The following is a 24,457-nucleotide window of genomic DNA, read 5'->3' as shown; positions in this document are numbered from 1 at the left end:
GCAGCCTTCAGTCGCGCTGCCGCAGGTCCGCCGAGATCGCTTCGGCAACCGCGCGCTTGCGCAGATCGCGGATAACTTCGGCCCAGGCGAAGCGGATCGAGTTTTCGACGATCTCACGGTCGTAGCGCTTGAGGCTTTCCTCGATCGGCGCCCAGCGATAAAGCGCCTTCGGGCTCTCCGTGAAACAGTCGTTTCCTACCGCAAGGTTTTCCCAGCGGATCCCGTCCAGCCGGTTGGAGAAATCGATGCCCCAGGAGGCCAGCATCGCCTCATCCTGGAAGTCTTCGCGATTGGCCGCCAACCCGGCCGCAAAACATTCCTGCGCGATACGGCGCGCGTCGGCCCCTTCGAGCCGTCCATTCCGCATCACGTGCGCACCCGCGTGCACGGCAATGTCGGACAGGCATGCGGCAAAGACATGCCGCTTGGCGATGTTGATGGACTCCACGAAGACGTCGTCCTCGAACATGCTGGGATAACGCGTCCCGATGCGCGCCTTCAGATATCCGTAAAGTTTCTTCTGGGCGACGAAAGCGGCGCGGGTGTGCGCGAAGTGGCACAGCGCCTCCACGGTCTCGATCGGCCCCGTTTCGCGGCGCACACGCAGGCGCTGAAAGATCTGGTGGGCGAACACTTCCACCCGCCTCCGCCAAGAGGTATTCCCCGCGCTGGAGGGCTCAATTCCACTGGAACTCAACGATTTGTTCCATTTTTGCGATAAATCGCTCAAAATACACGATGCATCATTGTGAACGCGATTCGTGTTTCTTGCAATGGTGCAAGACATCGGCTCTGTCCGCTGTCTGGAGGACTTCGGTACTGAAACCGCAGCGGAAGAGGAGGAAGATCATGTCCGCTGAAAATACCGATGTACGAGATCGCTACTGGCATAAGACCAGGAACCTGACCATCCTGGTCTTGGTACTGTGGGCGTTCTTCTCGCTTGTTATCCCCGCAATGGTCGGAACACTCGACAACGTGACGTTTCTTGGCTTCCCGCTTGGGTTCTACATGATCGCGCAGGGCTCACTCATCGCCTTCGTCCTGATCATCTGGTTCCAGAACTGGCGCCAGGATGTCATCGACGATGAGTTCGGCTTCGGCGACGAGCAGTAGGGAGGAACCGGTATGGCTCTGATTCAGGGACGTTTCCTAGACAATATCGGTCGTGTCTACGGCATCTATACAGGCGGGTTCATCGCCTTCATCCTCTTGATGGCAGTCCTGGAACAACTGGGTGTCGGCGCCGACACGATCGGAATCCTGTTCGTCGGCTTCACCATAGCCATCTACGCGCTGATCGGCTGGTTGTCGCGCACGATGGAGGTCGACGCCTACTATGTGGCGGGCCGGCAGGTGCCGGCCGTCTATAACGGCATGGCCACCGCTGCCGACTGGATGTCGGGCGCCTCGTTCGTGGCGCTCGCGGGAGGAGTCTATTTCGGCGGCTATGGCTACATGGCCTTCATCATCGGATGGACGGGCGGCTACGTGCTCGTCAATTCGCTGATGGCCCCTTATCTGCGCAAGTTCGGCTGCTACACCGTGCCCGACTTCATCGGCACGCGTTATGGCGGCAACCTGGCACGCTTCTGCGCCGTGGTGGTGCTGGTCGTTGCCTCCTTCACCTATGTGACGGCGCAGATCAACGCGACGGGAACCATCGCGGCACGTGCCCTGCATATCCCCTTCTCATGGGGCGTGTGGTTCGGACTTCTGGGCATCCTGCTGTGCTCGATGCTGGGTGGCATGCGCGCGGTGACCTGGACGCAGGTGGCGCAGTATATCGTGCTGATCATCGCCTATCTGGTGCCGGTGATCTGGATGTCCAACGTGCAGGGCTTCGGGATCATTCCGCACTTCACTTATGGCGAGGCGGCCGCCAACATGGCGCAGTTCGAGGCGCAATACGGGCTCAATCCGCCAGCCGAAGAGATACCGGGACTGTCGGTTCTGACGACACCGCATACCGGTCCCGTCGGCGAACTGGCTCAATGGAAGTTCGTAACCCTGGCGCTGTGCATGATGGCGGGAACGGCATCGCTGCCGCACATCCTGATGCGCTACTTCACGACACCTTCGGTGCGTGCGGCACGCAAATCTGTGGGCTGGTCGCTGCTGTTCATCTTCCTGCTCTATTTCACGGCGCCCGCGCTCGCCACGCTCACCAAGCTGCAGCTTCTCGATCCCAGCCTGCCAACGGCCATCATCGGCAAATCGTTCGACGAGGTCGCCTCGCTCGACTGGATTCAGAACTGGTCCAGCGTGGGCTTCCTGGCGATCGCCGACCAGAACGGGGACAATATCCTGCAGCTCAACGAGTTCTTCATGCGGCCGGATATCGTCGTTCTGGCGACACCGGAGATCGCCGGTCTCCCCTATGTCATCTCCGGCCTGGTGGCCGCCGGTGGCATGGCGGCGGCGATGTCGACGGCGGATGGCCTGCTTCTGGCCATCGCCAACGCGCTCAGCCACGATCTCTACTACAAGATGATCGATCCGAGGGCCGATACCTCGGTCCGGCTGATCGTCGCGCGCATCCTGTTGCTCGGCATCGGCGCGCTGGGTGCGCTGATCGCTTCCTTGCAACTGACCGGCATTCTGGGCGCGGTGGCATGGGCGTTCTGCTTCGCCTGCTCGGGCCTGTTCTTCCCGCTCATGCTGGGCGTGTGGTGGCGAAGAGCCAACCGGGAGGGTGCGATAGCAGGGATGATCGCCGGCTTCGTCGCCGGGACCGCCTACCTCTACTACGTCTACAATGGGGGAACGCCCTGGCTCGGCCTGGATCACCTGCGCTTCGGCATCGTTGGCATGGCGGCGAGCCTGACCGCCATGGTCGTCGTGACGCTTCTAACCCCGGCCCCGGACGAGGAGATCCAGCGCATGGTCGACGACACCCGCGTTCCCGTCGGCCCGCCGATTCTCGGGGCGGCGCACTGACCGGACTGTTGCCAGAATCACCGGGGGCGGGACATTCTCCCGCCCCCGGCACGTGGATGGAGCGGAATTGATCGATGCAGGATGCGCTGGCTGCCCACCCGGTCTGGGTGATCGTCGTCGATTATATTTTGGGCGCGATTATGTGGACGTTGATCGGGCGGGCGGCGATGAACATCTTCCTGCCCGAGGATTCGAACTTCTTCTTCATGCGCTTCTTCGTGCGCGCGACCGACCCGGTGCTGCGCCTCTTCCGGCCGATCACGCCCGGTTTCCTGATCGACTTTCTGGTGCCGATCTATGTGGCGTGGTTCTTCTTCATGATCCGCTTTTATCTGATGCCCTGGCTGCTTGGCTATTCGGTGATGGGCATGCTGTCCTTCCCGCTGGAAAGCGAGATCGCCGCCCTGCTCTACCAGGCGTTCAACCGGTAAGCCCGGGCCGGAAGCGGCCATAAATCACGTTCAACCTCGCAACGAAGACGGCGGGCTGCTTGCAACCTATGTCCGCTTCACGGGCTAATCGTGATCAAGCGCTTCTACGAGCGCGGCCGCGCCGCGCATGTCGCGTTCGCGGGCGGCCCGGCGAGCAGTCGCTTCGGCATCCTCCCCCCATTGGGAGATGTTCCAGTCCTCGTCGACATGCGCGGCGTTCCAGGCGGTTCCGACGTCGAGCGCCCGGGCCTCCACCGCCAGCGCCAGAAGAGCCGAGCCGGTGAGCGACGTCATCACATGCATTGCGGCGATGCGCAGCGGCTCGCGGCGCGGCCGCAGATGGCCCCCGACGGCGGCGATGGTCGCGCGCGGCTGCTCCACGTGCATCACGCCCTCGGCGAGCACAAAACGCGCCCCCAGCGTCTGCTCCGCCCAGTCGAGCACCGGGTCCCAGGCTTCCGCCTGAAGCGCAACGAGACGCTCCGGCCCCTCGGCGCGATAGCACAGGAGGTCGCTCGAAGCGTAGCGCAAAATATCCTCGGCGACGGCCTGGACATCGTTGGCCACGCCGTCGATTGCCGTGTTGGCAAGGCGCGTCACCGGCATTGACATCGGATCGATATGGTCGCCCTGGGCGTCATATTCCGCCCTGACAAGACTTGCGGCCGCAGCGGTGGGCAAAACGAGTTCCGCACCCGCCGGGGTGCGCACGGCGCGGCCGTCGAGCAGGATGCGATGTGCCGTGCCTTCGCCGGCCATGTCGACCTCGCCATAAAAGCGCTTGGGCAGCGGCTTGCGCATCTGCTTTTGCGCGCGGCGCATCGGATCGGGGTCGGAAAGGTGACGATGTTCGTCGAGATCGTTCAGGATATCACGCATGGCTCTCATATAGGGGATGGGCGGCGCCCCGTCACCTGACGACGGAGAAAGATTAGGCCGCGGTCTCGGCGGCCGCCTCGTCGAAACCGAGCAGGTTCCAGCTCTGTCGCATATGCGGCGGCAGGTCGGCCGTCACGTCGATGGCGCCGCGGTCGGGGTGCGGGATGACGATCCGTCGTGCGTGCAGGTGCAGCCGGTTCTGGATCCCGCCGGGAAAGTCCCAGTTCTGGTCCGCCTCGAAGTATTTCGGATCGCCGATGATCGGGCAGCCGAGCGCGACCGCGTGCACGCGCAGCTGATGCATGCGGCCGGTGACCGGCTCCATCTGGAGCCAGGAAAGTGCGGTACCCGCCTGCTCCACGAGGCGGTAAGACGACACGGCGTGATCGGCATCCGGCGTGCCGTGCCGCACGACACGCATGCGGTCACCATCCGGGGTCTGCTCGCGCAGAAGCCAGCTGGAGATACGCCCTTCGCGCTTCTTCGGAACGCCCTTGACCAGCGCCCAGTAGATCTTCTGCGTCTCGCGGCCGCGGAAGGATTCGGTGAGCCGGACCGCCGCCAGCCGCGTGCGCGCCACCACGAGCACGCCGGACGTATCCCGGTCGAGGCGGTGGACCAGGCGCGGCTTCTCGCCCTTCCTGCTGCGCCAGGCCTCCAGCATGCCGTCCACGTGGCGGTTGATGCCGGAGCCGCCCTGCACGGCGAGTCCGGCCGGTTTATTGAAGACGAAGACCTTTTCGTCCTCGTAGATGAGCATCTTGGCGAGCACCTCGCCGTCGCCCTGGTCGCGGATGGTGCGCATGGTGGTCGGTCCGGTATCCTTCCGGTCGACCGCCAGCGGCGGCACGCGGATCATCTGGCCGGGCTGCACGCGTGTGTCCGCCTTCGCCCGGCCGCCGTCCACCCGCACCTGGCCGGTACGCAGGAGCTTCTGCAACTGCCCGAAACCGAGCCCCGGATAGTGCGCCTTGAACCAGCGGTCGAGCCGCATGCCGGCTTCGTCGCGTTCTACGGAGATTTGCTCTACACCTGCCATTTCACCACCACCTTCGAGGGCGGCCATACCACTAGAGCATGCTTCTTGCGAGCCACAATCCGGCAAAGAGCGCCAGAATGGAGACGATGACGCTCACCGAGACGTAGGCCGCCGCCGGTCCCGCCGCGCCGCGCTCCCAAAGCACGGCGACATCGAGCGAGAAGGCAGAGAAGGTCGTAAAGCCGCCAAGAATTCCGGTCGCGACGAACAGGCGCAGCTCCTGCGAGGCGTTCAACTTGCGCGCCAGGATTTCGATGAACAGCCCCATGGCGAAGGAGCCGATGATGTTGACCGTCAACGTGCCCCAGGGAAACACCGCACCCAGTGCGCGTGCAGCCGCTATGTTCGTGAAGTGGCGCAGTCCCGCACCGATGGCACCGCCAGCACAGACAAGGATCAGGTGATACATCGCACTCCCGTTACACGCTCGAGGGGCTGATTCCGGTGGGTGCCGATCATCGTCCAGTACTTGTAGAATACCTGCTTCGCACCATCGACCAGCACCGCGACGTGGAGAGCGCGACCGGCCAGGAAATCGGCCGCAAAAGCGAATCTGGGGAGCGTTCTGGATTGCTTTTTCGTCATCGTTTCAAAAAATCTCTGAAAAATTACTCGTCGCGTCCCGCCCTCTCGCGGCGGAGTTTCGACCAAAAGTCGAGCCGCTTGCGAATCTCGCGCTCGAACCCCCGCTCCGGGGGATCGTAGAAAATCCTCCGCCCCATGGCTTCAGGAAAATAGTCCTGACCGGAGAAAGCTTCCGGCATATCATGGTCGTATTGATATCCGCCGCCGTAGCCGGTCTCCTTCATCAGCTTGGTCGGCGCGTTGAGGATATGTTTCGGCGGTAACAGGGATCCGTGCTCTTTCGCCGCCGCCATGGCGGCCTTGAAAGCGGTGTACGCCGCGTTGGATTTGGGTGCCGTGGCGAGATAGATGCAGGCCTGCGCCAAAGCGAGTTCGCCCTCGGGCGAGCCCAGATAATCATACGCGTCCTTCGCCGCATTGGCGACTGTGAGCGCCTGCGGATCGGCGAGGCCGATGTCCTCCACTGCCATGCGCACCAGGCGCCGGCCGATATAGAGCGGGTCTTCACCGGCATCGAACATGCGCGCGAGATAGTAGAGCGCTGCGTCGGGATCGGAGCCGCGCACCGATTTGTGGAGCGCGGAGATGAGATTGTAGTGGCCGTCCTGCCCCTTGTCATAGACCGGGGCGCGGCGCTGCACGACGCGCTGCAGGGCTTCGGCGTCGAAGACCTCGCCCTCGCCCGCGGCCCGCCAGACCTCCTCTGCCAGGGTGAGAACGGCGCGGCCGTCGCCGTCGGCCATACGCAAAAGGACCGCCCTCGCCTCCTCATCAAGCGGCAGTGGCCGGCCTTCCGCGCTCTCCGCCCGCTCAAGCAGGCGCTCCAGGCTGTCGCTCTCAAGCGGGTGGAAATTGAGAACGCGGGCGCGCGACAAAAGGGCGGCGTTCAGCTCGAAGGACGGGTTTTCCGTGGTGGCGCCAACCAGAACCACCGTGCCGTCTTCCATGACGGGCAGGAAGGAATCCTGCTGAGCCCGGTTGAAACGATGGATTTCGTCCACGAACAGCAGCGTCTGCCGGCCCTGACTGCGGCGCAGGCGCGCGGCCTCGAACACCTTTTTGAGATCCGCCACGCCGGAGAAGATCGCCGAGATCTGCTCAAAGCCGAGCGATGTCTCGCCGGCCAGAAGCCGTGCGACCGTGGTCTTGCCCGTTCCCGGCGGCCCCCAGAAGACGAGCGAGCCGAGCGCGCCCGAGCGGACCATGCGTGTAAGCGTGCCATCTGCCCCGGTCAGGTGCTCTTGCCCCACGACGTCGTCAAGGCGTTGCGGGCGCAGGCGGTCGGCCAGCGGCTTTCCAACCTCCGGGGCGGGTGGTTCGTTACGGTCGAAAAGGTCGCTCATGTGTCGTTAAAACCGCATGGTTTGCGAGATCATGCGTCCGTTCCGGTCGATCGTGAAGCGCCACCAGCGCGTATCCGCTTCCGCCGCCCTCTGCAACTGTTCGACGCTCTCGATCTCCTCCCCATTGAGCGCGCGGATGATGTCGCCCGGACGCAGGCCGATGCTGGCGGCAGGCGAGTTGCGCGCCGCCGCCACGACGACGATCCCCTTCTTGGCGATCGGCAGGTTCAACTGCTGCGCAAGCACTGGTGAAAGCGCGGCAACCCGCGCCCCGGCCAACGGCCCCTGCCCGCCGATCTGAACCTCCTCCGTCGCGGTCTCGGGCGCCCGCTCTATGGGCAGCGACAGGCGCTCGCGCTCCCCGTCACGCACGATTTCGATTTCCACCGGTTCTCCGACCGGCAGCGTGGCGAGGCGGTAGTCGAGCGCTTCGGGCGTGTCGACCGCTTTTCCCTTCACCCCGACCACGACGTCGGCCGCCTTCAACCCCGCCCGTGCCGCCGGGCTTTCCGGCGCGACATCGGTGACCAAAGCGCCGGCAGGCCGCTCCATGCCCAACGCCTCGGCGATGTCGGGCGTAACGCGGTCGAAGCTCGCCCCGACATAAGGACGCGCGAAATGATCGGCGCCGCTTTTTGCCGCTTCCACGACAGAGCGCACGACATTGGCCGGAATGGCGAAGCCGATGCCGTTCGAACCGCCGGAGCGGCTGTAGATGGCGGTGTTGATGCCGACCACCTCGCCGCTCATATTGATCAGCGCGCCGCCGGAATTGCCGGGGTTGATGGCCGCGTCCGTCTGGATGAAGAAGCCGAAGTCGGAAATGCCGCTCGGCGTGCGCGCAAGCGCGGAGACGATGCCGCTTGTGGTGGTCTGGCCGACGCCGAAGGGATTGCCGATGGCGAGCACCAGGTCTCCCACCTCGAGCGCTTCCGAATCCCCGAAACGCGCGGCGGGAAACGGGTCCGCCCCCTCGATCTTCAGGACCGCCAGGTCGAGGCGCTCATCCTTGAGCAGGATCTCGCTTTCGAATTCGCGGCCGTCGGCCAGCGCCACCTTCACCTCGTCGGCTTCGCGGATCACGTGGTAGTTGGTGACGACCAGACCGGACGGATCCACGAGAACGCCCGACCCGAGGGAGGAACGCACGCGCGGCGGCATCTGCGGAAAGGAGAAGAAGCGCTCGAAGAACGGATCCCCCATGAAAGGTGAGCGCACGTCCACCCGCGCCGAGGCATAGACGTTGACCACGGCCGGCGCCGTTTCTCGCACCAGCGGCGCGAAGGAAAGCTGGATCTGGCGCTGCGAGAAGGGAACGCGCCTGGCCGGTGTCTCCGATCCGGTTTCCTGCGAGCCTGTCTGCGTACCGCGCAGAAAGTCGAGCAGCCCGTTACCCCTTTCATCCGCCTGCTGGGCGAAGGCGGACGGTGGCGCACCGGCCACAAGGGCGCTTATCAGCAAGGTCGTGCAGAAGCGGACAAAGGGTACGTGTGAAACCATAGCGAATCCGTCCAGACTCCAAAACAACCGGCGCCTTTTCCCAGATGATTGTGCAGTTTAGAAGGCCGCTGCCCCCTTCCCGAAGCACCAACGAAAAAGGGGGCCGCGGCCCCCTTTGAACGATGATGCGAAACCGGTTCAGGCCGCCTCTGTTTCCTCGCCAACACCTTCCGCCTCGGCGCGGGCGCGGTCGGCCGCACCCCTGGCGGAAGTGTCGCGGTCAACGAACTCGATCACCGCCATGGGTGCATTGTCGCCGTGGCGGAAGCCCGCCTTCATGATGCGCGTATAGCCGCCGTTACGCTCCGCATAGCGCGGGGCGACCGTGTCGAACAGGCGGCGCACCAGGGCCTCGTCGCGAACGGAGGCGATCGCCCGGCGACGCGCGGCTAGGTCGCCGCGCTTGCCGAGGGTAACGAGCTTCTCCACGATGGGCCGCAGCTCCTTGGCCTTCGGCAGCGTCGTGACGATCTGCTCATGCTCGATAAGCGAGGCCGCCATGTTGGCGAACATGGCCTTGCGGTGGCTCGATGTCCTGTTCAGCTTGCGGCCGGATTTTCCGTGACGCATGGCTCTGTCTCCTTCACTTCCCCGGGCACCGCCACAAGGGTCAATACTGGTCTTCGTAGCGCTTGGCGAGCTCTTCGATATTGTCCGGCGGCCAGTCCGGCACTTCCATCCCGAGGTGCAGGCCCATGGAGGCCAGAACCTCCTTGATCTCGTTCAACGACTTGCGGCCGAAATTCGGCGTGCGCAGCATCTCGGCTTCCGTCTTCTGGATCAGGTCGCCGATATAGACGATGTTGTCGTTCTTCAGGCAGTTGGCCGAGCGCACGGAAAGCTCGAGCTCGTCGACCTTCTTCAGAAGCGCGGGGTTGAAGGCAAGCTCGGTGACCTGCTCTTCCGGCTGGGCCTTCTGCGGCTCCTCGAAATTGACGAAGAGGCCGAGCTGGTCCTGCAGGATGCGGGCGGCAAACGCCACCGCGTCCTCGCCCGAGATGGAGCCATCCGTCTCGAGGGTCATGGTCAGCTTGTCGTAATCGAGCACCTGCCCCTCACGGGTGTTCTCGACCTTGTAGGAGACCTTCTTGACCGGCGAATAGAGGCTGTCGACGGGAATGAGCCCGATCGGCGCATCCTCGGCCCGGTTGCGGTCAGCCGGCACGTAGCCCTTGCCGGTGTCGACCGTGAACTCCATGCGGATCTCGGCATCCTGGTCGAGCGTGCAAATGACGTGATCGGGATTGAGAACCTCGACATCGCCGACGGTCTGGATATCGCCGGCGGTCACCGCACCGGGCCCCTGCTTGCGCACGACCATGCGCTTGGGCCCGTCGCCTTCCATCTTGATGGCGATTTCCTTGATGTTGAGAACGATATCGGTCACGTCCTCGCGCACGCCGGCAATCGAGGAGAACTCGTGCAGCACGCCATCGATCTGCACGGCGGTCACAGCCGCACCGCGCAGCGAGGACAGAAGCACGCGGCGCAGGGCGTTGCCGAGAGTGAGGCCGAAGCCACGCTCCAGGGGCTCGGCGACGAGCGACGTCTGTGTGCGGCCCTTGGACGTGAACTCGATCTTGTTCGGCTTGATGAGTTCCTGCCAGTTTTTCTGGATCATGAGCTTTTCCTTCCGTTACCCCACCACCATCCAATCGTGGCAGGCGCTCTGGAAACCGCAGAGGAGCGCCAAGAGCGCTCGTACGGTGTGGATCGGTATGCTAGACGCGGCGCTTCTTGCGCGGACGGCACCCGTTGTGCGGGATCGGCGTCACATCGCGAATGGAGGTAATGGTGAAACCGGCCGCCTGCAAGGCTCTGAGCGCCGATTCGCGGCCCGAGCCGGGACCGGAAACCTCGACCTCGAGCATGCGCATGCCGTGCTCCTGCGCCTTGCGGGCGCAATCCTCGGCCGCCACCTGTGCGGCGAAGGGCGTCGACTTGCGCGAACCCTTGAAGCCCTGCGCACCGGCCGAAGACCAGGCAATCGCGTTGCCCTGCGCGTCGGTGATGGTGATCATGGTGTTGTTGAAGGTCGAGTTGACGTGCGCGACACCCGACGAAATGTTCTTGCGTTCACGGCGCTTAACGCGTGCGGCTTCCTTGGCCATGGTCTTCCTTTCAGTCGATCTCTACACCGCCGTAATGCCAGCGGCTCCACCTCGGTGAATGGTGAAGTGGTGAATGGTCGCCGGCCAGGACGTTCGGCCCTCAACCATTCACGATTGACCATTCACCTGATTACTTCTTTTTGCCCGCGATCGGCTTCGCCGGCCCCTTGCGCGTGCGCGCATTGGTGTGCGTGCGCTGGCCGCGCACCGGCAGCGAACGGCGATGGCGCAGGCCGCGATAGCAGCCGAGATCCATCAGCCGCTTGATGTTCATCGACGTCTCGCGACGCAGGTCACCTTCGACCTGGTACTCGCGGTCGATCGTCTCGCGAATCTGCAACACCTCGGCGTCGGTCAGCTGATTGACGCGGCGCTCTTGGGGGATGTTCACCTTGGTCACGATGTCACGGGCAAGCTTCGGCCCGATGCCGTGGATATATTGCAGCGCGATCACCACGCGCTTGTTCGTCGGAATGTTGACGCCAGCAATGCGGGCCACGTCGGTCTCCTTGGTTCTGCCGCCTGTCCGGCGGTCTGTTGACCCTCGACCGGACAAGACGAAAGCGCCCGGTCCGGCCATCACTCTTTCGACCGGCACCGACCGCTTTGGGATTCAAGCGAATTGGCGCCGTCTTTGGCGGAATCGCGGGGAAAAGTCAACTCCCCGGCGACATTGTTTCAGCAATGGGCGGCAATCCGGCCAAGCAAGGCACCAGCCGCCGTGCTCCACCCAGCTAAATCGATCTCAAAACCTCTTCGATCCTGCCGGTCACGTCGGATATGCTCGCCATGCCGTCGACCGTGTGCAGCCTTCCCTTGGCATAGTAATAGCCGGTGAGCGGCGCCGTCTTCTTGTAGTACTCGCGCAGCCGCTCCTCGAAGACCTCCGGATTGTCGTCCTTGCGCACCGGCTGTCCCGCGGATTGGGCCTCCTGCGCACGCTTGACGATACGGCCGACCAGCGCCTTGTCATCGACCAGAAGTTCGATCACCGCATCCAGCTTCAGTCCGCGTTCGGCCAGCATGTCCTCCACCGCGTCGGCCTGGGCCAGCGTTCGTGGATAGCCGTCGAGAATGAAGCCGTTCGCGCAGTCAGGCTGGTCGATGCGCTCGGCAACGATGGCGTTGACGATCGCGTCGGACACCAACTCGCCGGCATCCATGACGGCTTTCGCCCGCATGCCGACCTCGGTTTCCGCCTTCACCGCCGCGCGCAGCATGTCGCCGGTGGAAAGCTGCGGAATGCCGTGCCTTTCGACCAGGATCTGCGCCTGGGTCCCCTTTCCGGCCCCCGGGGGCCCGAGAAGTATCAGCCTCATCTTCCTCTTTTGCCCCCCCGAAGCTTCGATTTCTTGATCAGACCTTCGTACTGATGCGCGATCAGGTGCCCCTGCACCTGCGACACCGTGTCGAGCGTCACGCTGACCACGATGAGCAGCGATGTACCGCCGAGATAGAAGGGCACGCCGGTCGCCGAAATCAGGAACTCGGGCAGCAGGCACACCAGGACGAGATAGATGGCACCGACCACGGTGATGCGGGTCAGCACGTAATCGATATATTCAGCCGTCCGCTCGCCCGGTCGGTATCCGGGAATGAAGCCGGAATGCTTCTTCAACTGGTCGGCGGTGTCCTTGGGATTGAACACGATCGCCGTGTAGAAGAAGGCGAAGAAGGCGATCAGTGCCGCATAGAGCACCATGAAGAGCGGCTGGCCGTGGCCTAGCGTGGCCAGCACCGTCCCTGCCCAGGCGGGCAGCTGGGACGTGTCGGAGAAGCCTGCCGCCGTCGTCGGCAGAAGCAGCAGCGAGGAGGCGAAAATGGGCGGAATGACGCCGGCCGTATTGAGCTTCAGCGGCAGGTGCGAGGTATCGCCCTGGAACATGCGGTTGCCGACCTGGCGCTTGGGATACTGGATCAGAAGCCGCCGCTGCGCCCGCTCGAAGAAGACAATCACGCCGATCACAGCGATCGCCAGCACGATGATGCCGATGATCAGGCCCGTCGACATGGCACCCGTGCGGCCGAGCTCCAGGGTCCCGCCGATGGCCGAGGGAAGGCCCGCCACGATGCCGGAAAAAATGATCAGCGAAATGCCGTTGCCGATGCCGCGCGCGGTGATCTGCTCGCCGAGCCACATCAGGAACATCGTGCCGCCCACCAGCGTGATGACGGCGGAAATGCGGAAGAACCAGCCGGGATCGGTGACGATGTTCGCCCCGCTCTCCAGCCCTATGGCGATGCCGTAGGCCTGTGTCGTAGCGAGCAGCACCGTGCCGTAGCGCGTGTACTGGTTGATGACCTTGCGGCCCTGCTCGCCCTCCTTCTTCAGCTGCTCGAGCGACGGGACGACCGAGGTCATGAGCTGCATGATGATGGAGGCGGAGATATAGGGCATGATGCCGAGGGCGAAAATCGCCATGCGCTCGACCGCGCCGCCGGCGAACATGTTGAACATGCCGAGTACGCCGCCGGATTGCTGCTGGAAGGCCTGGGCGAATGCTTCCGGGTTGATGCCCGGCATCGGAATATAGGTACCGAGCCTGTAGACGAGCAGCGCGCCGAGCGTGAACCAGATTCGCTTCTTGAGGTCCTCGGCCTTGGCGAAGGCCGCGAAATTGAGATTGGAAGCAAGTTGCTCGGCTGCCGATGCCATGAAGAATTCTCCGCTTCGTCACGCGCCCACCGCGCGACCAGGAAAGTGAAACCGGCTGCCTTGGCCGCACGGGCCAGACCCGCGACGACAGACGTGCCGGACCTCACTTAGGGCGGATCATGTGCCGCGGCGATGATGCCGGGCACATGTGCCGACGCCCGAAATAGGCCCCACCGGGCCGGGATGCAAGCGGCAGATCGTCCCGCCGCCCGCCTCAGGCGCTATTCGGCCGCCTTCTCCGGTAGCTTGACCGAACCGCCGGCCTTCTCGACCTTTTCGACGGCGGATTTCGAAGCCCCGGCGACGTCGAGCGTCACCTTGGCCTTCAAGTCGCCGCTGCCGAGAACGCGCACGCCATCCTTGGCACGGCGCACCACACCCGCCTTGATCAGGGCCGCGGTGTCGATGGTCACTGCGCTGTCGAGCTTGCCCGCATCGATAGCCGCCTGGATCCTGCCGACGGAGACCTCGTTGAAGTCCTTGCCGAAGATATTCTTGAAACCGCGCTTCGGCAGGCGCCGGTAGAGCGGCATCTGCCCGCCCTCGAAGCCCTTGATGGCCACGCCCGAGCGCGACTTCTGCCCCTTCACGCCGCGACCGCCGGTCTTGCCGGTGCCCGAACCGATGCCGCGCCCAACACGCTTGCGCGAATGGGTGGCACCTTCCATGTCCCTGAGTTCGTTGAGTTTCATCGCTGCTCTCCTCGGGTCCCTCAGGCCTCGTCCACGACGCGCACGAGGTGCCCGACCTTGGCGATCATGCCGCGCACGGAAGGGGTGTCCTCCAGTGTCGAACGCCGGTGCATCTTGTTGAGCCCGAGACCGATCAGCGTTGCGCGCTGGTCGCCGGGGCGGCGGATAGGGCTACCGGTCTGCACGACCGTGATCGTCTTGCCCTTCTTCTTCTCAGCCATCTTCGTCATTCCTCACAAGAACCGCGGGCGCCTACTCTTCCGCGCCGGCCGCCACCGCACCGCGGCGGGCCTGCAGGGTCGAATACTTGATGCCGCGATGGGCGGCGATGTCCTTCGGATGCATCTGGTTCTTCAGCGCATCGAAGGTAGCGCGCACCATGTTGTAGGGGTTCGCGGAGCCGAGCGACTTGGCGACCACGTCCTGCACCCCGAGCATTTCGAAGACGGCGCGCATGGGGCCGCCGGCAATGATCCCGGTACCGGGCTTGGCGGCGCGCAGATGGACGCGGCCCGCGCCGTGGCGACCGTCCACGTCGTGATGCAGGGTGCGGCCGGCTCTGAGCGGCACGAAGATCATGTCGCGCTTGGCCGCCTCGGTCGCCTTGCGGATCGCCTCCGGCACCTCGCGGGCCTTGCCGTGGCCGAAACCGACGCGGCCCTTCTGGTCGCCGACGACGACGAGTGCGGCGAAGCCGAAGCGGCGGCCACCCTTGACCACCTTGGCAACGCGGTTGATGTGAACGAGCTTGTCGACGAACTCGCTGTCGCGCTCATCGCGATCGCGGCGGTCGTCCCTGCGGCCTTGTGCCATTGTCCTTGTCCTTGTTCTTTTCCGGTAGCACGGGGTTGAGTTATGTGCCGGACGCAAACGGGCGTCCGGCGGCGGTTAGAAGCTCAGCCCACCCTCGCGGGCGGCGTCGGCCAGCGCCTTGACGCGGCCGTGATACAGATAGGCGCCGCGGTCGAAAACGACGTTCTCGACCCCGGCCTTCTTGGCACGCTCGGCGATCAGCTTACCGATCTCGGTCGCCGCCGATACGTCGGCGCCGGTCTTCAGCTTGCCCCGCAAGTCTTTCTCGAGCGTGGAGGCGGCAGCCAGCGTGTGGCCCTTCACGTCGTCGATCACCTGCGCATAGATGTTCTTCGACGAGCGATAGACGGAAAGCCGCGGCCGTCCGTTCGCAACAGCCTTGACCTTCCGGCGAACGCGCCCGGCGCGCCGCGTAACGGATACCTTCGACACCATGATCGCGTTCCCTACTTCTTCTTGCCTTCCTTGCGGATGATGGTTTCACCCGCGTATTTCACGCCCTTGCCCTTGTAGGGCTCGGGGCCACGGAACTCACGGATCTCCGCCGCAACCTGGCCGACGACCTGCTTGTCGATGCCGCTGACCACGATCTCCGTCGGCTTGGGCACCGTAATGGTGATACCTTCCGGCGCCTCGTAGTTGACATCGTGGCTGTAGCCCAGCGAAAGCTGCAGCTTCTTGCCCTGCATCGCCGCGCGGTAGCCGACACCGTTGATCTCAAGCCGCTTCTCGAAGCCGTCCTTCACGCCATTGACGATGTTGGCGATCTGCGTACGCGACATGCCCCACTTCGAGCGGGCCACCTTCGACTGGTCGCGCGGATCAACCGCGATCGCGCCATCTTCGAGCTTCACCAGCACCTCGTCGTTGACGACGAATGTCAGTTCGCCCTTGGGCCCCTTGGCCTTGACCGTCTGGCCCTCGACTTGCGCCGTCACGCCCTCGGGAAGCGGAACCGGTTTCTTACCTATACGAGACATGGAATCTTGTCCTCGTTCTAATCTCAGAGCTCCGCGGGATCAGAAGATCTGGCAGAGAACCTCTCCGCCGACATTCTGCTCGCGCGCCTCGTGGTCGGCCATCACGCCCTTCGGCGTGGACAGGATGGCGATGCCGAGGCCGTTGGCGACCTGCGGAATCGACCTGACCGAAACATAGACCCGCCGGCCCGGCTTCGAAACGCGGGCGATCTCGCGAATAACCGGGGCGCCCTCGAAATACTTCAGCTCGATCTCCAGCTCGGACTTGCCGTTGCCGTAGTCGATCTCGCTGTAATCGCGAATGTAGCCCTCGGACTTCAGCACATCGAGCACCCGGCTGCGCAGCCGCGAGGCGGGCGTGGAGACGGTCGTCTTCTTGCGGCCGATAGCATTGCGGATGCGGGTCAGCATATCGCCAAGTGGATCGTTCATGGACATCTCTCGACCCCTCTCACCAGCTCGACTTCACAAGGCCCGGGATGAGGCCGCTATTGCCCATCTCCCGAAGCGCGATACGCGACAGCCGCAGCTTGCGGTAGTAGGCCCGCGGACGACCGGTGATCTCGCAACGATTGCGGATACGCGTCTTCGAAGAGTTGCGCGGGAGCTCGGCGAGTTGGAGCTGCGCCTTGAAGCGCTCCTCCATCGGCTGCTGCTGGTCCTTGATGATGGCCTTCAACGCCGCACGCTTGGCAGCGTAGCGATCCACCATCTTCCGGCGCCTCTTGTTCTTCTCGACTGCGCTAACTTTTGCCATTTGGAATCTTCCTTGTGCTCGCCTGCCGTTACTGCCGGAAGGGGAAGTTGAACGCCTTCAGAAGGGCGCGTGCTTCCTCGTCGGTCTCGGCGGTCGTACAGACGATGATGTCCATTCCCCAGATCTGGTCGACCTTGTCGTAATTGATCTCGGGGAACACGATGTGCTCCTTCACGCCCATGGCGAAGTTGCCGTGGCCGTCAAAGCTCTTCGGGCTCAGGCCGCGGAAATCGCGCACCCGCGGCAGCGCCACGTTCACGAGCCGGTCCAGGAACTCGTACATGCGCTCACCGCGCAGCGTCACCTTGGCGCCGAGCGGCATACCCTCGCGCACCTTGAAGCCGGCGATGGACTTGCGCGCCCGCGTGATGACCGGCTTCTGGCCGGCGATCAGGGCCAAATCCTCGGCGGCGATCGTCGGCTTCTTGGAGTCGCCCGTCGCCTCGCCGACACCCATGTTGATGACGACCTTGTCGATGCGCGGGACCTGCATCTCGTTCTTGTACTTGAAGGTGTCGAGCAGTTCTTTGCGCACGACCTCCTCGTACTGCTTCTTAAAGCGCGGCTGGTAATCTGCCTTAGCCATCGATCAATTCTCCCGAGCGCTTCGCCACGCGCAGCTTCTTACCGTCCTCCTGGAGGCGGAAACCGACGCGGGTCGGCTTGCCGTCCTTGGGGTCGGCCAGCGCCAGATTCGACACGTGAATCGGCGCTTCCTTGGTAATGATGCCGCCTTCGGACTGCGCGGACTGCTTCTGATGCCGGCGCACGATATTGACGCCGCGAACCAGCGCCTTCTCTTCCTTCGGCATCATCTTCAAAATTTCACCGGTACGACCCTTGTCGCGGCCGGCCAGCACGACGACCTTGTCGCCCTTTTTGATCTTCTGCATTTCCGGCCTCCTTCAGAGCACTTCCGGCGCCAGGGAGATGATCTTCATGTGGTTCCTGGCGCGCAGTTCGCGCGGAACCGGTCCGAAGATACGCGTGCCCACCGGCTCTCGCTTATTGTCGACAAGAACGGCCGCATTGTTGTCGAAACGAATGACGCTGCCGTCGGAACGGCGAATGTCCTTCGCCGTGCGCACGACCACCGCCTTCATCACGTCGCCCTTCTTCACCCGGCCGCGCGGGATGGCCTCCTTCACGGAGACGACGATCACGTCCCCCACCGAGGCATATTTCCGCTTCGAGCCGCCGAGCACTTTGATGCACATGACACGACGGGCGCCCGAGTTATCCGCCACGTCGAGGTTTGTTTGCATCTGTATCATGACTGGCCGCCTTCTATTCTTTTCCGGAAGGCCGGCTGCCTTCCGATTCTTCCAACCGTTATTGTGCCTGGGCTTCGTTCACGACGATCCAGCACTTTTCCTTCGAAATCGGGCGCGTCTCCTGGATCAGCACCGTGTCGCCGACCTTGCACGCATTGTTCTCGTCATGTGCCTTGTACCGCTTGGAGCGGCGCACCGTCTTCTTCAGGAGCGGATGGGCGAACCGCCGCTCGACACGGACGACGATCGTCTTGTCGCTCTTGTCGCTTACCACGGTGCCTTGCAAAACGCGCTTTGGCATCTTCGTCCTCAGGCCTTCTTGCCGGCCGCTTTATCAGCGGCAATTGTCTTGATGCGCGCAATGTCACGGCGAACATGCTTGACCCGCGCGGTTTTCTCCAACTGCCCCGTCGCCTTCTGGAAACGGAGGTTGAACTGTTCCTTCTTCAACTTGGCCAACTCGTCGTCGAGCTGGTCGGGCGTCATCGCCCTCACGTCTGCGGCCTTCATGACGTCATCTCCTACTCTGCGATGCGCTGGATGAAGCGCGTCTTGACCGGGAGCTTGGCTGCGCCCAGACGCAACGCCTCGCGCGCTATCTCGTCGGAGACGCCGTCGATCTCGAACATGACGCGCCCCGGCTTCACCCGGCACGCCCAGTAATCGACCGAGCCCTTGCCCTTACCCATGCGCACCTCGGTCGGCTTGGAGGTGACCGGCACATCGGGGAAGATGCGGATCCAGACGCGCCCCTGGCGCTTCATGAAACGCGTGATGGCGCGGCGGGCGGCCTCGATCTGGCGCGCGGTGACGCGCTCCGGCTCCATCGCCTTGAGGCCGTAGGAACCGAAGTTCAGCTCCGTTCCGCCCTTGGCGATACCGTGGATACGCCCCTTGAACTGTTTGCGGAACTTCGTGCGCTTTGGCTGCAGCATCTTCTACTCCATTCCGTCAGGCGTTCTCGCGGCGACGGCCGCCGCCCTGTTCGCCTTCGACCGCACGGCGTTCCGACGCCATGGGATCGTGCTCCATGATTTCGCCCTTGAAGACCCACACCTTCACGCCGCAGATTCCGTAGGCGGTCTTCGCCTCGGCCGTGCCGTAATCGATGTCCGCCCGCAGCGTGTGCAGCGGAACGCGGCCTTCGTGATAGCGCTCGACACGCGCGATCTCCGCACCGCCCAGGCGCCCGCCGCACTGGATACGGATGCCCTCGGCGCCGAGCCGCAGGGCCGACTGCATGGCCCGCTTCATGGCACGGCGGAAGGCAACGCGGCGCTCGAGCTGCTGGGCAATCGACTGGGCGATCAGCGTCGCGTCGATCTCCGGCTTGCGCACCTCGACGATGTTCAAATGCGTCTCGGCATTCGTCATCTGTGAGATCTTGCGGCGCAGCTTCTCGATGTCGGCGCCCTTCTTGCCGATGATCAGCCCCGGGCGCGCCGAGTGAATGGTCACGCGGCACTTCTTGTGCGGACGCTCGATGACGACCTTGGAAATCGCCGCCTGCTTGAGCTCCTTCAGGATGTAGTCGCGGATCTTCACATCCTCGTGCATCAGATTCCCGTATTCCGCGTTGTCCGCGAACCAGCGCGAATCCCAGGTGCGGTTGATGCCGAGCCGGAGACCGGTTGCGTTGACTTTCTGGCCCATCAGGCGGCCTCCACTTGCTCTTCGACTTCTCGAACCACGATCGTCAGGTTCGAGAAGGGCTTCTCGATACGGTTGGCGCGGCCGCGGCCACGCGCATGGAAGCGCTTCATGACGATCGACTTTCCGACATAGGCCTCCGCCACCACGAGCGCGTCCACGTCGAGGTCGTGGTTGTTCTCGGCATTGGCGATCGCCGATTCCAGCGTCTTCCTGACGGTGCCGGCGATACGCTTGCGCGAGAACTCCAGGTCGGCGAGCGCATTCGAGACCTTCTTGCCGCGGATCATCGCCGCAACGAGGTTCAGCTTCTGCGGGCTGACGCGAATGGTGCGCAGAACGGCACGCGCCTCGTTGTCCTTGAGCCTGCGTGGCGCTTTGGCCTTGCCCATGGTTACTTCCTCTTTGCCTTCTTGTCCGCCCCGTGGCCGTAATAGGTGCGGGTCGGAGCGAATTCACCCAACTTGTGGCCCACCATCTCTTCCGACACGAGCACCGGAATATGCTTCTGGCCGTTGTAGACGCCGAAGGTCAGCCCCACGAACTGAGGCAGGATGGTGGAGCGGCGGCTCCAGGTCCTGATGACCTCCTTGCGCCCGCTTTCGCGCGACTTGTCGGCCTTCTTCAGCAGGTAGCCGTCGACGAAGGGGCCTTTCCAGACTGATCGGGTCACGGTTCCCTACCTTTCCTTACTTCTTGCGCTGATGACGCGAGCGCATGATGAACTTGTCGGTCGCCTTGTTGGACCGCGTCTTCATGCCCTTGGTGGGCTTGCCCCAGGGCGACACCGGATGACGGCCGCCCGAGGTGCGGCCTTCACCGCCGCCATGCGGGTGATCGACCGGGTTCATGGTCACGCCGCGGTTGTGCGGGCGCTTGCCCATCCAGCGCTTGCGGCCCGCCTTGCCGAGGCTGACATTGCCGTGGTCGGGGTTCGACACGGCGCCGACGGTGGCCAGGCATCCACCCGGGACGAGGCGCTGCTCGCCGGAGTTCAGGCGCAGGATTGCCCTGCCCTGGTCGCGGCCCACGAGCTGCGCGTAGGCACCGGCGGAACGTGCGATCTGGCCGCCCTTGCCCGGCTTCATCTCCACATTGTGGACGATGGTGCCGACGGGCATGACCGCCAGCGGCATGGCATTGCCCGGCTTCACGTCGACGCTCCTCTCCGAGGAGATGACGCGATCGCCCACAGAAAGCCGCTGCGGGGCCAGGATGTAGGACAGCTCGCCGTCATCATAGCGTACGAGCGCGATGAAGCCCGTCCGGTTGGGATCGTATTCCAGCCGCTCGACGACGCCGGAAACGTCGAACTTGCGGCGCTTGAAATCGATCAGCCGGTAGGCCCGCTTGTGACCGCCGCCCTGGAACCGCGCGGTGATGCGGCCGGTATTGTTGCGCCCACCCTTGGCGGTGAGGCCAACGGTCAGCCCCTTCACCGGCTTGCCCTTGTAAAGGCCTGAGCGGTCGACGATCACCAGCTGGCGCTGGCCCGGCGTGACCGGTTTATAGTTCTTGAGTGCCATATCCTAAATCCTCGCGGCCTCTCAAAGACCCGTCGCGATGTCGATCGAATGGCCCTCGGCCAGGGTGACGACCGCCTTCTTGACGTCGCTCTGCCGACCGATGGTGCCGCGAAAACGCTTCACCTTGCCCTTGCGCACAAGCGTGTTGACGCCCTTGACCTTGACGTTGAACAGCGCTTCCACCGCCGCCTTGATCTCGGGCTTCGTGGCCTTGCGTGCCACGTTGAAGACCACCTGGTTGTTCTCCGCGGCCAATGTCGTTTTCTCCGTGACCGCCGGGCTGACGATCACGTCGTAGTGGCGAAGATCCGTCATTTGAACCGCTCCTCGAGGGCCTCGACCGCGGCCTTGGAAAGCACCAGCTTCCCGCGGCGCAGAATGTCGTAGACGTTGATGCCCTGAATCGGCAGCACGTCGATATTGGGAATGTTCGCCGCCGCGCGCTTGAAGCCGGCGTCGATCTCGGCCCCGCCCACCATGAGCGCGTTGTCGAGACCGAGCTTGGCGAAGTTCTCCACCAGCGCCTTCGTCTTGCCGTCCGCGAGCGCCAACTCGTCGATGACGATGATGTCGTCCGCCCTGGCCTTGGCCGAAAGCGCATGCTTCAGGCCGAGCGCCCGCACCTTCTTCGGCAGTTCATGAGCATGACTGCGCACGACCGGACCATGCGCCTTGCCGCCACCGCGGAACTGCGGCACACGCGCCGAGGAGTGGCGGGCGCGGCCGGTGCCCTTCTGGCGATACATCTTGGCGCCGGTACGCGCGATCTCCGCGCGGCCCTTTGTCTTGTGCGTGCCCTGCTGGCGCTTGGCGAGCTGCCAGCGCACGACACGATGCAGAATGTCCTCACGCGGATCCAGTCCGAAGATGGCATCGGAAAGCTTCAGCTTCCCGGCATCCTTGCCCGCAAGGGTCGTTACCTTGAGATCCATTATTCTGCCCCCTCGCTGGCGGCGCCTTCGGCCTTGACGGCATCGTTCTGCGCAGCGGCACGAATGGCGCCGGGCTGCGGCGCGTTATCCGGAAGCGGCGCCTTCACCGCGTCACGCACCATGATCCATGCACCCTTGGAGCCCGGAACGGCGCCGCGGACCAGAATGAGGCCGCGCTCGGTATCGGTGGAAACCACTTCCAGGTTCTGGCTCGTGACACGCCGGGCACCCATGTGGCCGGCCATCTTCTTGCCCTTGAACACCTTTCCGGGATCCTGCCGCTGGCCGGTCGAGCCGTGTGCGCGGTGCGAGACCGAATTGCCGTGCGTGGCACGACCGCCGCCGAAATTGTGGCGCTTCATGACACCCTGGAAGCCCTTGCCGATCGAGGTCCCCGTCACATCGACCTTCTGGCCGGCGACGAAGTGATCGGCCGTGATCTCCGCTCCCACGTCGAGCAGATTGTCCGGCGACACCCGGAACTCGGCCAGCTTGGACTTGGGCTCGACATGAGCGGCGGCGAAGTGGCCGCGCAGCGGCTTCGGGGTGTTCTTCACCTTGGCCAGCCCCACGCCGAGCTGAACGGCGGTATAGCCGTTCTTCTCCTCGGTGCGCTGGGCCACGACCTGGCAATTCTCCATGCGCAGCACCGTGACGGGGATGTGCTCGCCCGCCTCGTTGTAGACCCGCGTCATCCCGATCTTCTGTGCAATAACACCTGAACGCATCGGTTCGATTTCCTTTCAGGCTTCCCGTCGCCCGGCCGCTCTCGGCCCGGCGCGGGGTCCTACCTTGTCTTCCGCCTACAACTTGATCTCGACGTCGACACCCGCGGCGAGATCCAGCTTCATCAGCGCGTCCACCGTCTGCGGCGTCGGATCCACGATATCCAGAAGACGCTTGTGGGTCCGCATCTCGAACTGCTCGCGGCTCTTCTTGTCGATATGCGGCGAGCGGTTCACCGTGAATTTCTCGATCCGCGTCGGCAGCGGGACGGGGCCACGGACATTTGCGCCGGTGCGCTTTGCCGTGGACACGATCTCGCGTGTGGAGGCGTCGAGCACCCGGTGGTCGAACGCCTTGAGGCGGATCCGGATATTCTGTCCGTTCATCTCTCAGTTCCTTGTTGGACCGCGGCGCGGGTCACCCGCGCCGCGCCGGATGCTTGCCCGTTTACTCGGTGATTGCGGCGACGATGCCGGCGCCGACGGTGCGGCCGCCTTCGCGGATGGCGAAGCGCAGGCGCTCCTCCATGGCGATCGGCACGATCAGCTCCACGTCCATCGTCACATTGTCGCCCGGCATCACCATCTCCGTGCCTTCCGGAAGCGAACACACGCCCGTCACATCCGTCGTGCGGAAGTAGAACTGCGGACGGTAGTTCGTGAAGAACGGCGTGTGGCGACCGCCCTCCTCCTTCGTCAGGATGTAGGCCTCCGCCTTGAACTTCGTGTGCGGCGTCACCGAGCCCGGCTTGGCCAGAACCTGGCCGCGCTCGACGCCCTCGCGCTCCACACCGCGCAGAAGCGCGCCGATGTTGTCGCCCGCCTGCCCCTGGTCCAGGAGCTTGCGGAACATCTCCACGCCCGTGCACGTCGTCTTCGACGTCGGCCGGATGCCGACGATCTCGATCTCGTCGCCGACCTTGATCACCCCGCGCTCGACGCGGCCCGTCACAACCGTGCCGCGGCCCGAAATCGAGAACACGTCCTCGATCGGCATCAGGAACGGCTGGTCGATCGGACGCTCCGGCGTCGGGATGTACGCGTCCACCTGCTTCATCAGCTCGCGGACCGCATCCTCGCCGATCTCCTTGTTCGAATCCTCGAGCGCGGCAAGCGCCGAGCCCTTGACGATCGGAATGTCGTCGCCCGGAAACTCGTAGGCCGACAGAAGCTCGCGAACCTCAAGCTCGACAAGCTCCAGAAGCTCCGGATCGTCAACCTGGTCCACCTTGTTCAGAAACACCACGATCGCCGGAACGCCAACCTGGCGCGCCAGAAGAATGTGCTCGCGCGTCTGCGGCATCGGCCCGTCCGCCGCCGAAACAACCAGGATCGCGCCGTCCATCTGCGCCGCGCCCGTGATCATGTTCTTCACGTAGTCCGCGTGCCCCGGGCAGTCGACGTGCGCGTAGTGCCGCGCATCCGTCTCGTACTCGACATGCGCCGTCGAAATCGTGATCCCGCGCGCCTTCTCCTCAGGCGCCGCGTCAATCTGATCATAGGCCCGGAAGTCGCCGAAATACTTCGTGATCGCTGCCGTCAGCGTCGTCTTCCCGTGGTCAACGTGACCAACCGTCCCGATGTTCACATGCGGCTTCGTGCGCTCGAATTTACCTTTGGCCAT

At 63.9% G+C, this 24,457-nt stretch carries 37 protein-coding genes; 3 read left to right on the top strand and 34 right to left on the bottom strand.

The window, feature by feature from the left end; genetic code table 11:
* Positions 1-7: 7 nt before the first annotated feature.
* Complete coding sequence (locus SIN08_RS10125; RefSeq protein WP_322451451.1) at positions 8-640, bottom strand: hypothetical protein; 633 nt, start codon at positions 638-640, stop codon at positions 8-10.
* Between the two features lie 209 nt (positions 641-849).
* Between SIN08_RS10125 and SIN08_RS10120 the strand changes: the two genes are divergently transcribed.
* The 3 genes from SIN08_RS10120 (at position 850) to SIN08_RS10110 (ending at position 3,371) form a co-directional block, all read left to right on the top strand.
* Complete coding sequence (locus SIN08_RS10120; RefSeq protein WP_322451450.1) at positions 850-1,116, top strand: DUF4212 domain-containing protein; 267 nt, start codon at positions 850-852, stop codon at positions 1,114-1,116.
* 12 nt (positions 1,117-1,128) lie between these two features.
* A complete protein-coding gene (locus tag SIN08_RS10115) occupies positions 1,129-2,940 on the top strand; it encodes a sodium:solute symporter family protein (RefSeq protein WP_322451449.1) in 1,812 nt (603 codons plus the stop codon).
* A gap of 74 nt (positions 2,941-3,014) precedes the next feature.
* A complete protein-coding gene (locus SIN08_RS10110) occupies positions 3,015-3,371 on the top strand; it encodes a YggT family protein (protein ID WP_322451448.1) in 357 nt (118 codons plus the stop codon).
* A gap of 84 nt (positions 3,372-3,455) precedes the next feature.
* On the opposite strand, the gene SIN08_RS10105 is transcribed toward SIN08_RS10110, so the two are convergent.
* From SIN08_RS10105 to tuf, 33 genes are all read right to left on the bottom strand, one after another.
* On the bottom strand, positions 3,456-4,250 hold the full coding sequence (locus tag SIN08_RS10105) for an ATP12 family chaperone protein (RefSeq protein WP_322451447.1): 795 nt from the start codon (positions 4,248-4,250) through the stop codon (positions 3,456-3,458).
* A gap of 52 nt (positions 4,251-4,302) precedes the next feature.
* Positions 4,303-5,289, bottom strand: coding sequence for an RluA family pseudouridine synthase (locus SIN08_RS10100; RefSeq protein ID WP_322451446.1), 987 nt, complete (start codon positions 5,287-5,289; stop codon positions 4,303-4,305).
* A gap of 31 nt (positions 5,290-5,320) precedes the next feature.
* Positions 5,321-5,698, bottom strand: coding sequence for a fluoride efflux transporter CrcB (gene crcB / locus SIN08_RS10095; RefSeq protein ID WP_322451445.1), 378 nt, complete (start codon positions 5,696-5,698; stop codon positions 5,321-5,323).
* A 199-nt stretch (positions 5,699-5,897) separates the two neighbouring features.
* Positions 5,898-7,217, bottom strand: coding sequence for a replication-associated recombination protein A (locus tag SIN08_RS10090; RefSeq protein WP_322451444.1), 1,320 nt, complete (start codon positions 7,215-7,217; stop codon positions 5,898-5,900).
* A 6-nt stretch (positions 7,218-7,223) separates the two neighbouring features.
* A complete protein-coding gene (locus SIN08_RS10085; protein WP_322451443.1) occupies positions 7,224-8,717 on the bottom strand; it encodes a DegQ family serine endoprotease in 1,494 nt (497 codons plus the stop codon).
* A gap of 138 nt (positions 8,718-8,855) precedes the next feature.
* Entirely contained in the window at positions 8,856-9,287 is a 432-nt protein-coding gene (gene rplQ / locus SIN08_RS10080) for a 50S ribosomal protein L17 (RefSeq protein WP_322451442.1), read from the bottom strand.
* A 40-nt stretch (positions 9,288-9,327) separates the two neighbouring features.
* A complete protein-coding gene (locus SIN08_RS10075; RefSeq protein ID WP_322451441.1) occupies positions 9,328-10,338 on the bottom strand; it encodes a DNA-directed RNA polymerase subunit alpha in 1,011 nt (336 codons plus the stop codon).
* A 100-nt stretch (positions 10,339-10,438) separates the two neighbouring features.
* Positions 10,439-10,828: a 30S ribosomal protein S11 gene (gene rpsK / locus SIN08_RS10070; protein ID WP_322451440.1), complete on the bottom strand. Its 390-nt coding sequence runs from the start codon at positions 10,826-10,828 to the stop codon at positions 10,439-10,441.
* 130 nt (positions 10,829-10,958) lie between these two features.
* Positions 10,959-11,327, bottom strand: a complete 369-nt coding sequence (rpsM, locus tag SIN08_RS10065; protein WP_322451636.1) for a 30S ribosomal protein S13 — start codon at positions 11,325-11,327, stop codon at positions 10,959-10,961.
* A gap of 235 nt (positions 11,328-11,562) precedes the next feature.
* On the bottom strand, positions 11,563-12,147 hold the full coding sequence (locus SIN08_RS10060; RefSeq protein ID WP_322451439.1) for an adenylate kinase: 585 nt from the start codon (positions 12,145-12,147) through the stop codon (positions 11,563-11,565).
* On the bottom strand, positions 12,144-13,484 hold the full coding sequence (secY, locus tag SIN08_RS10055) for a preprotein translocase subunit SecY (protein ID WP_322451438.1): 1,341 nt from the start codon (positions 13,482-13,484) through the stop codon (positions 12,144-12,146). The genes SIN08_RS10060 and secY overlap by 4 nt, the downstream gene beginning before the upstream one ends.
* Before the next feature lie 221 nt (positions 13,485-13,705).
* Positions 13,706-14,176 (bottom strand): 50S ribosomal protein L15, encoded by a 471-nt coding sequence (gene rplO, locus SIN08_RS10050; protein WP_322451437.1) that lies wholly within the window; start codon positions 14,174-14,176, stop codon positions 13,706-13,708.
* A 20-nt stretch (positions 14,177-14,196) separates the two neighbouring features.
* Entirely contained in the window at positions 14,197-14,397 is a 201-nt protein-coding gene (rpmD, locus tag SIN08_RS10045) for a 50S ribosomal protein L30 (protein WP_322451436.1), read from the bottom strand.
* A 31-nt stretch (positions 14,398-14,428) separates the two neighbouring features.
* The gene (gene rpsE, locus SIN08_RS10040) at positions 14,429-14,989 is read right to left on the bottom strand and encodes a 30S ribosomal protein S5 (protein ID WP_322451435.1); all 561 of its coding nucleotides are present in this window, start codon (positions 14,987-14,989) and stop codon (positions 14,429-14,431) included.
* 75 nt (positions 14,990-15,064) lie between these two features.
* Positions 15,065-15,424, bottom strand: coding sequence for a 50S ribosomal protein L18 (gene rplR / locus SIN08_RS10035; RefSeq protein ID WP_322451434.1), 360 nt, complete (start codon positions 15,422-15,424; stop codon positions 15,065-15,067).
* Positions 15,425-15,435: 11 nt separating this feature from the next.
* Positions 15,436-15,969, bottom strand: coding sequence for a 50S ribosomal protein L6 (gene rplF, locus SIN08_RS10030; RefSeq protein ID WP_322451433.1), 534 nt, complete (start codon positions 15,967-15,969; stop codon positions 15,436-15,438).
* A 39-nt stretch (positions 15,970-16,008) separates the two neighbouring features.
* On the bottom strand, positions 16,009-16,407 hold the full coding sequence (rpsH, locus tag SIN08_RS10025; protein ID WP_322451432.1) for a 30S ribosomal protein S8: 399 nt from the start codon (positions 16,405-16,407) through the stop codon (positions 16,009-16,011).
* Between the two features lie 13 nt (positions 16,408-16,420).
* Entirely contained in the window at positions 16,421-16,726 is a 306-nt protein-coding gene (rpsN, locus tag SIN08_RS10020) for a 30S ribosomal protein S14 (protein ID WP_322451431.1), read from the bottom strand.
* 28 nt (positions 16,727-16,754) lie between these two features.
* On the bottom strand, positions 16,755-17,312 hold the full coding sequence (gene rplE, locus SIN08_RS10015; RefSeq protein ID WP_322451430.1) for a 50S ribosomal protein L5: 558 nt from the start codon (positions 17,310-17,312) through the stop codon (positions 16,755-16,757).
* A complete protein-coding gene (gene rplX / locus SIN08_RS10010; protein WP_322451429.1) occupies positions 17,305-17,619 on the bottom strand; it encodes a 50S ribosomal protein L24 in 315 nt (104 codons plus the stop codon). The genes rplE and rplX overlap by 8 nt, the downstream gene beginning before the upstream one ends.
* 12 nt (positions 17,620-17,631) lie before the next feature.
* Complete coding sequence (rplN, locus tag SIN08_RS10005) at positions 17,632-18,000, bottom strand: 50S ribosomal protein L14 (protein WP_322451428.1); 369 nt, start codon at positions 17,998-18,000, stop codon at positions 17,632-17,634.
* A gap of 58 nt (positions 18,001-18,058) precedes the next feature.
* A complete protein-coding gene (gene rpsQ, locus SIN08_RS10000) occupies positions 18,059-18,301 on the bottom strand; it encodes a 30S ribosomal protein S17 (RefSeq protein ID WP_322451427.1) in 243 nt (80 codons plus the stop codon).
* A gap of 8 nt (positions 18,302-18,309) precedes the next feature.
* Positions 18,310-18,510 carry a 50S ribosomal protein L29 gene (gene rpmC, locus SIN08_RS09995; protein WP_322451426.1) on the bottom strand — a complete coding sequence of 67 codons (201 nt, stop codon included), beginning with the start codon at positions 18,508-18,510 and terminating at the stop codon, positions 18,310-18,312.
* An 11-nt stretch (positions 18,511-18,521) separates the two neighbouring features.
* The gene (rplP, locus tag SIN08_RS09990; protein ID WP_322451425.1) at positions 18,522-18,935 is read right to left on the bottom strand and encodes a 50S ribosomal protein L16; all 414 of its coding nucleotides are present in this window, start codon (positions 18,933-18,935) and stop codon (positions 18,522-18,524) included.
* Positions 18,936-18,951: 16 nt separating this feature from the next.
* Positions 18,952-19,653, bottom strand: coding sequence for a 30S ribosomal protein S3 (gene rpsC, locus SIN08_RS09985; RefSeq protein ID WP_322451424.1), 702 nt, complete (start codon positions 19,651-19,653; stop codon positions 18,952-18,954).
* Positions 19,653-20,042 (bottom strand): 50S ribosomal protein L22, encoded by a 390-nt coding sequence (rplV, locus tag SIN08_RS09980; protein WP_322451423.1) that lies wholly within the window; start codon positions 20,040-20,042, stop codon positions 19,653-19,655. Before rplV ends, rpsC begins: the two co-directional genes overlap by 1 nt.
* 2 nt (positions 20,043-20,044) lie before the next feature.
* Positions 20,045-20,323, bottom strand: a complete 279-nt coding sequence (gene rpsS, locus SIN08_RS09975) for a 30S ribosomal protein S19 (RefSeq protein WP_322451422.1) — start codon at positions 20,321-20,323, stop codon at positions 20,045-20,047.
* A 16-nt stretch (positions 20,324-20,339) separates the two neighbouring features.
* Entirely contained in the window at positions 20,340-21,176 is an 837-nt protein-coding gene (gene rplB, locus SIN08_RS09970) for a 50S ribosomal protein L2 (protein ID WP_322451421.1), read from the bottom strand.
* A gap of 21 nt (positions 21,177-21,197) precedes the next feature.
* Positions 21,198-21,491, bottom strand: coding sequence for a 50S ribosomal protein L23 (locus tag SIN08_RS09965; RefSeq protein ID WP_322451420.1), 294 nt, complete (start codon positions 21,489-21,491; stop codon positions 21,198-21,200).
* Positions 21,488-22,108, bottom strand: a complete 621-nt coding sequence (gene rplD, locus SIN08_RS09960) for a 50S ribosomal protein L4 (RefSeq protein WP_322451419.1) — start codon at positions 22,106-22,108, stop codon at positions 21,488-21,490. The genes SIN08_RS09965 and rplD overlap by 4 nt, the downstream gene beginning before the upstream one ends.
* Positions 22,108-22,836 (bottom strand): 50S ribosomal protein L3, encoded by a 729-nt coding sequence (gene rplC / locus SIN08_RS09955; RefSeq protein WP_322451418.1) that lies wholly within the window; start codon positions 22,834-22,836, stop codon positions 22,108-22,110. The genes rplD and rplC overlap by 1 nt, the downstream gene beginning before the upstream one ends.
* Positions 22,837-22,911: 75 nt before the next feature.
* Complete coding sequence (gene rpsJ, locus SIN08_RS09950) at positions 22,912-23,220, bottom strand: 30S ribosomal protein S10 (RefSeq protein ID WP_007009511.1); 309 nt, start codon at positions 23,218-23,220, stop codon at positions 22,912-22,914.
* A gap of 61 nt (positions 23,221-23,281) precedes the next feature.
* Positions 23,282-24,457: elongation factor Tu (tuf, locus tag SIN08_RS09945; RefSeq protein ID WP_322451417.1), on the bottom strand; the 1,176-nt coding region annotated here is incomplete at its 5' end.

This window comes from Chelativorans sp. M5D2P16, assembly GCF_034427935.1.
Classification (GTDB): domain Bacteria; phylum Pseudomonadota; class Alphaproteobacteria; order Rhizobiales; family Rhizobiaceae; genus Chelativorans.
This window is presented reverse-complemented; position numbering and strand designations above follow the sequence as displayed.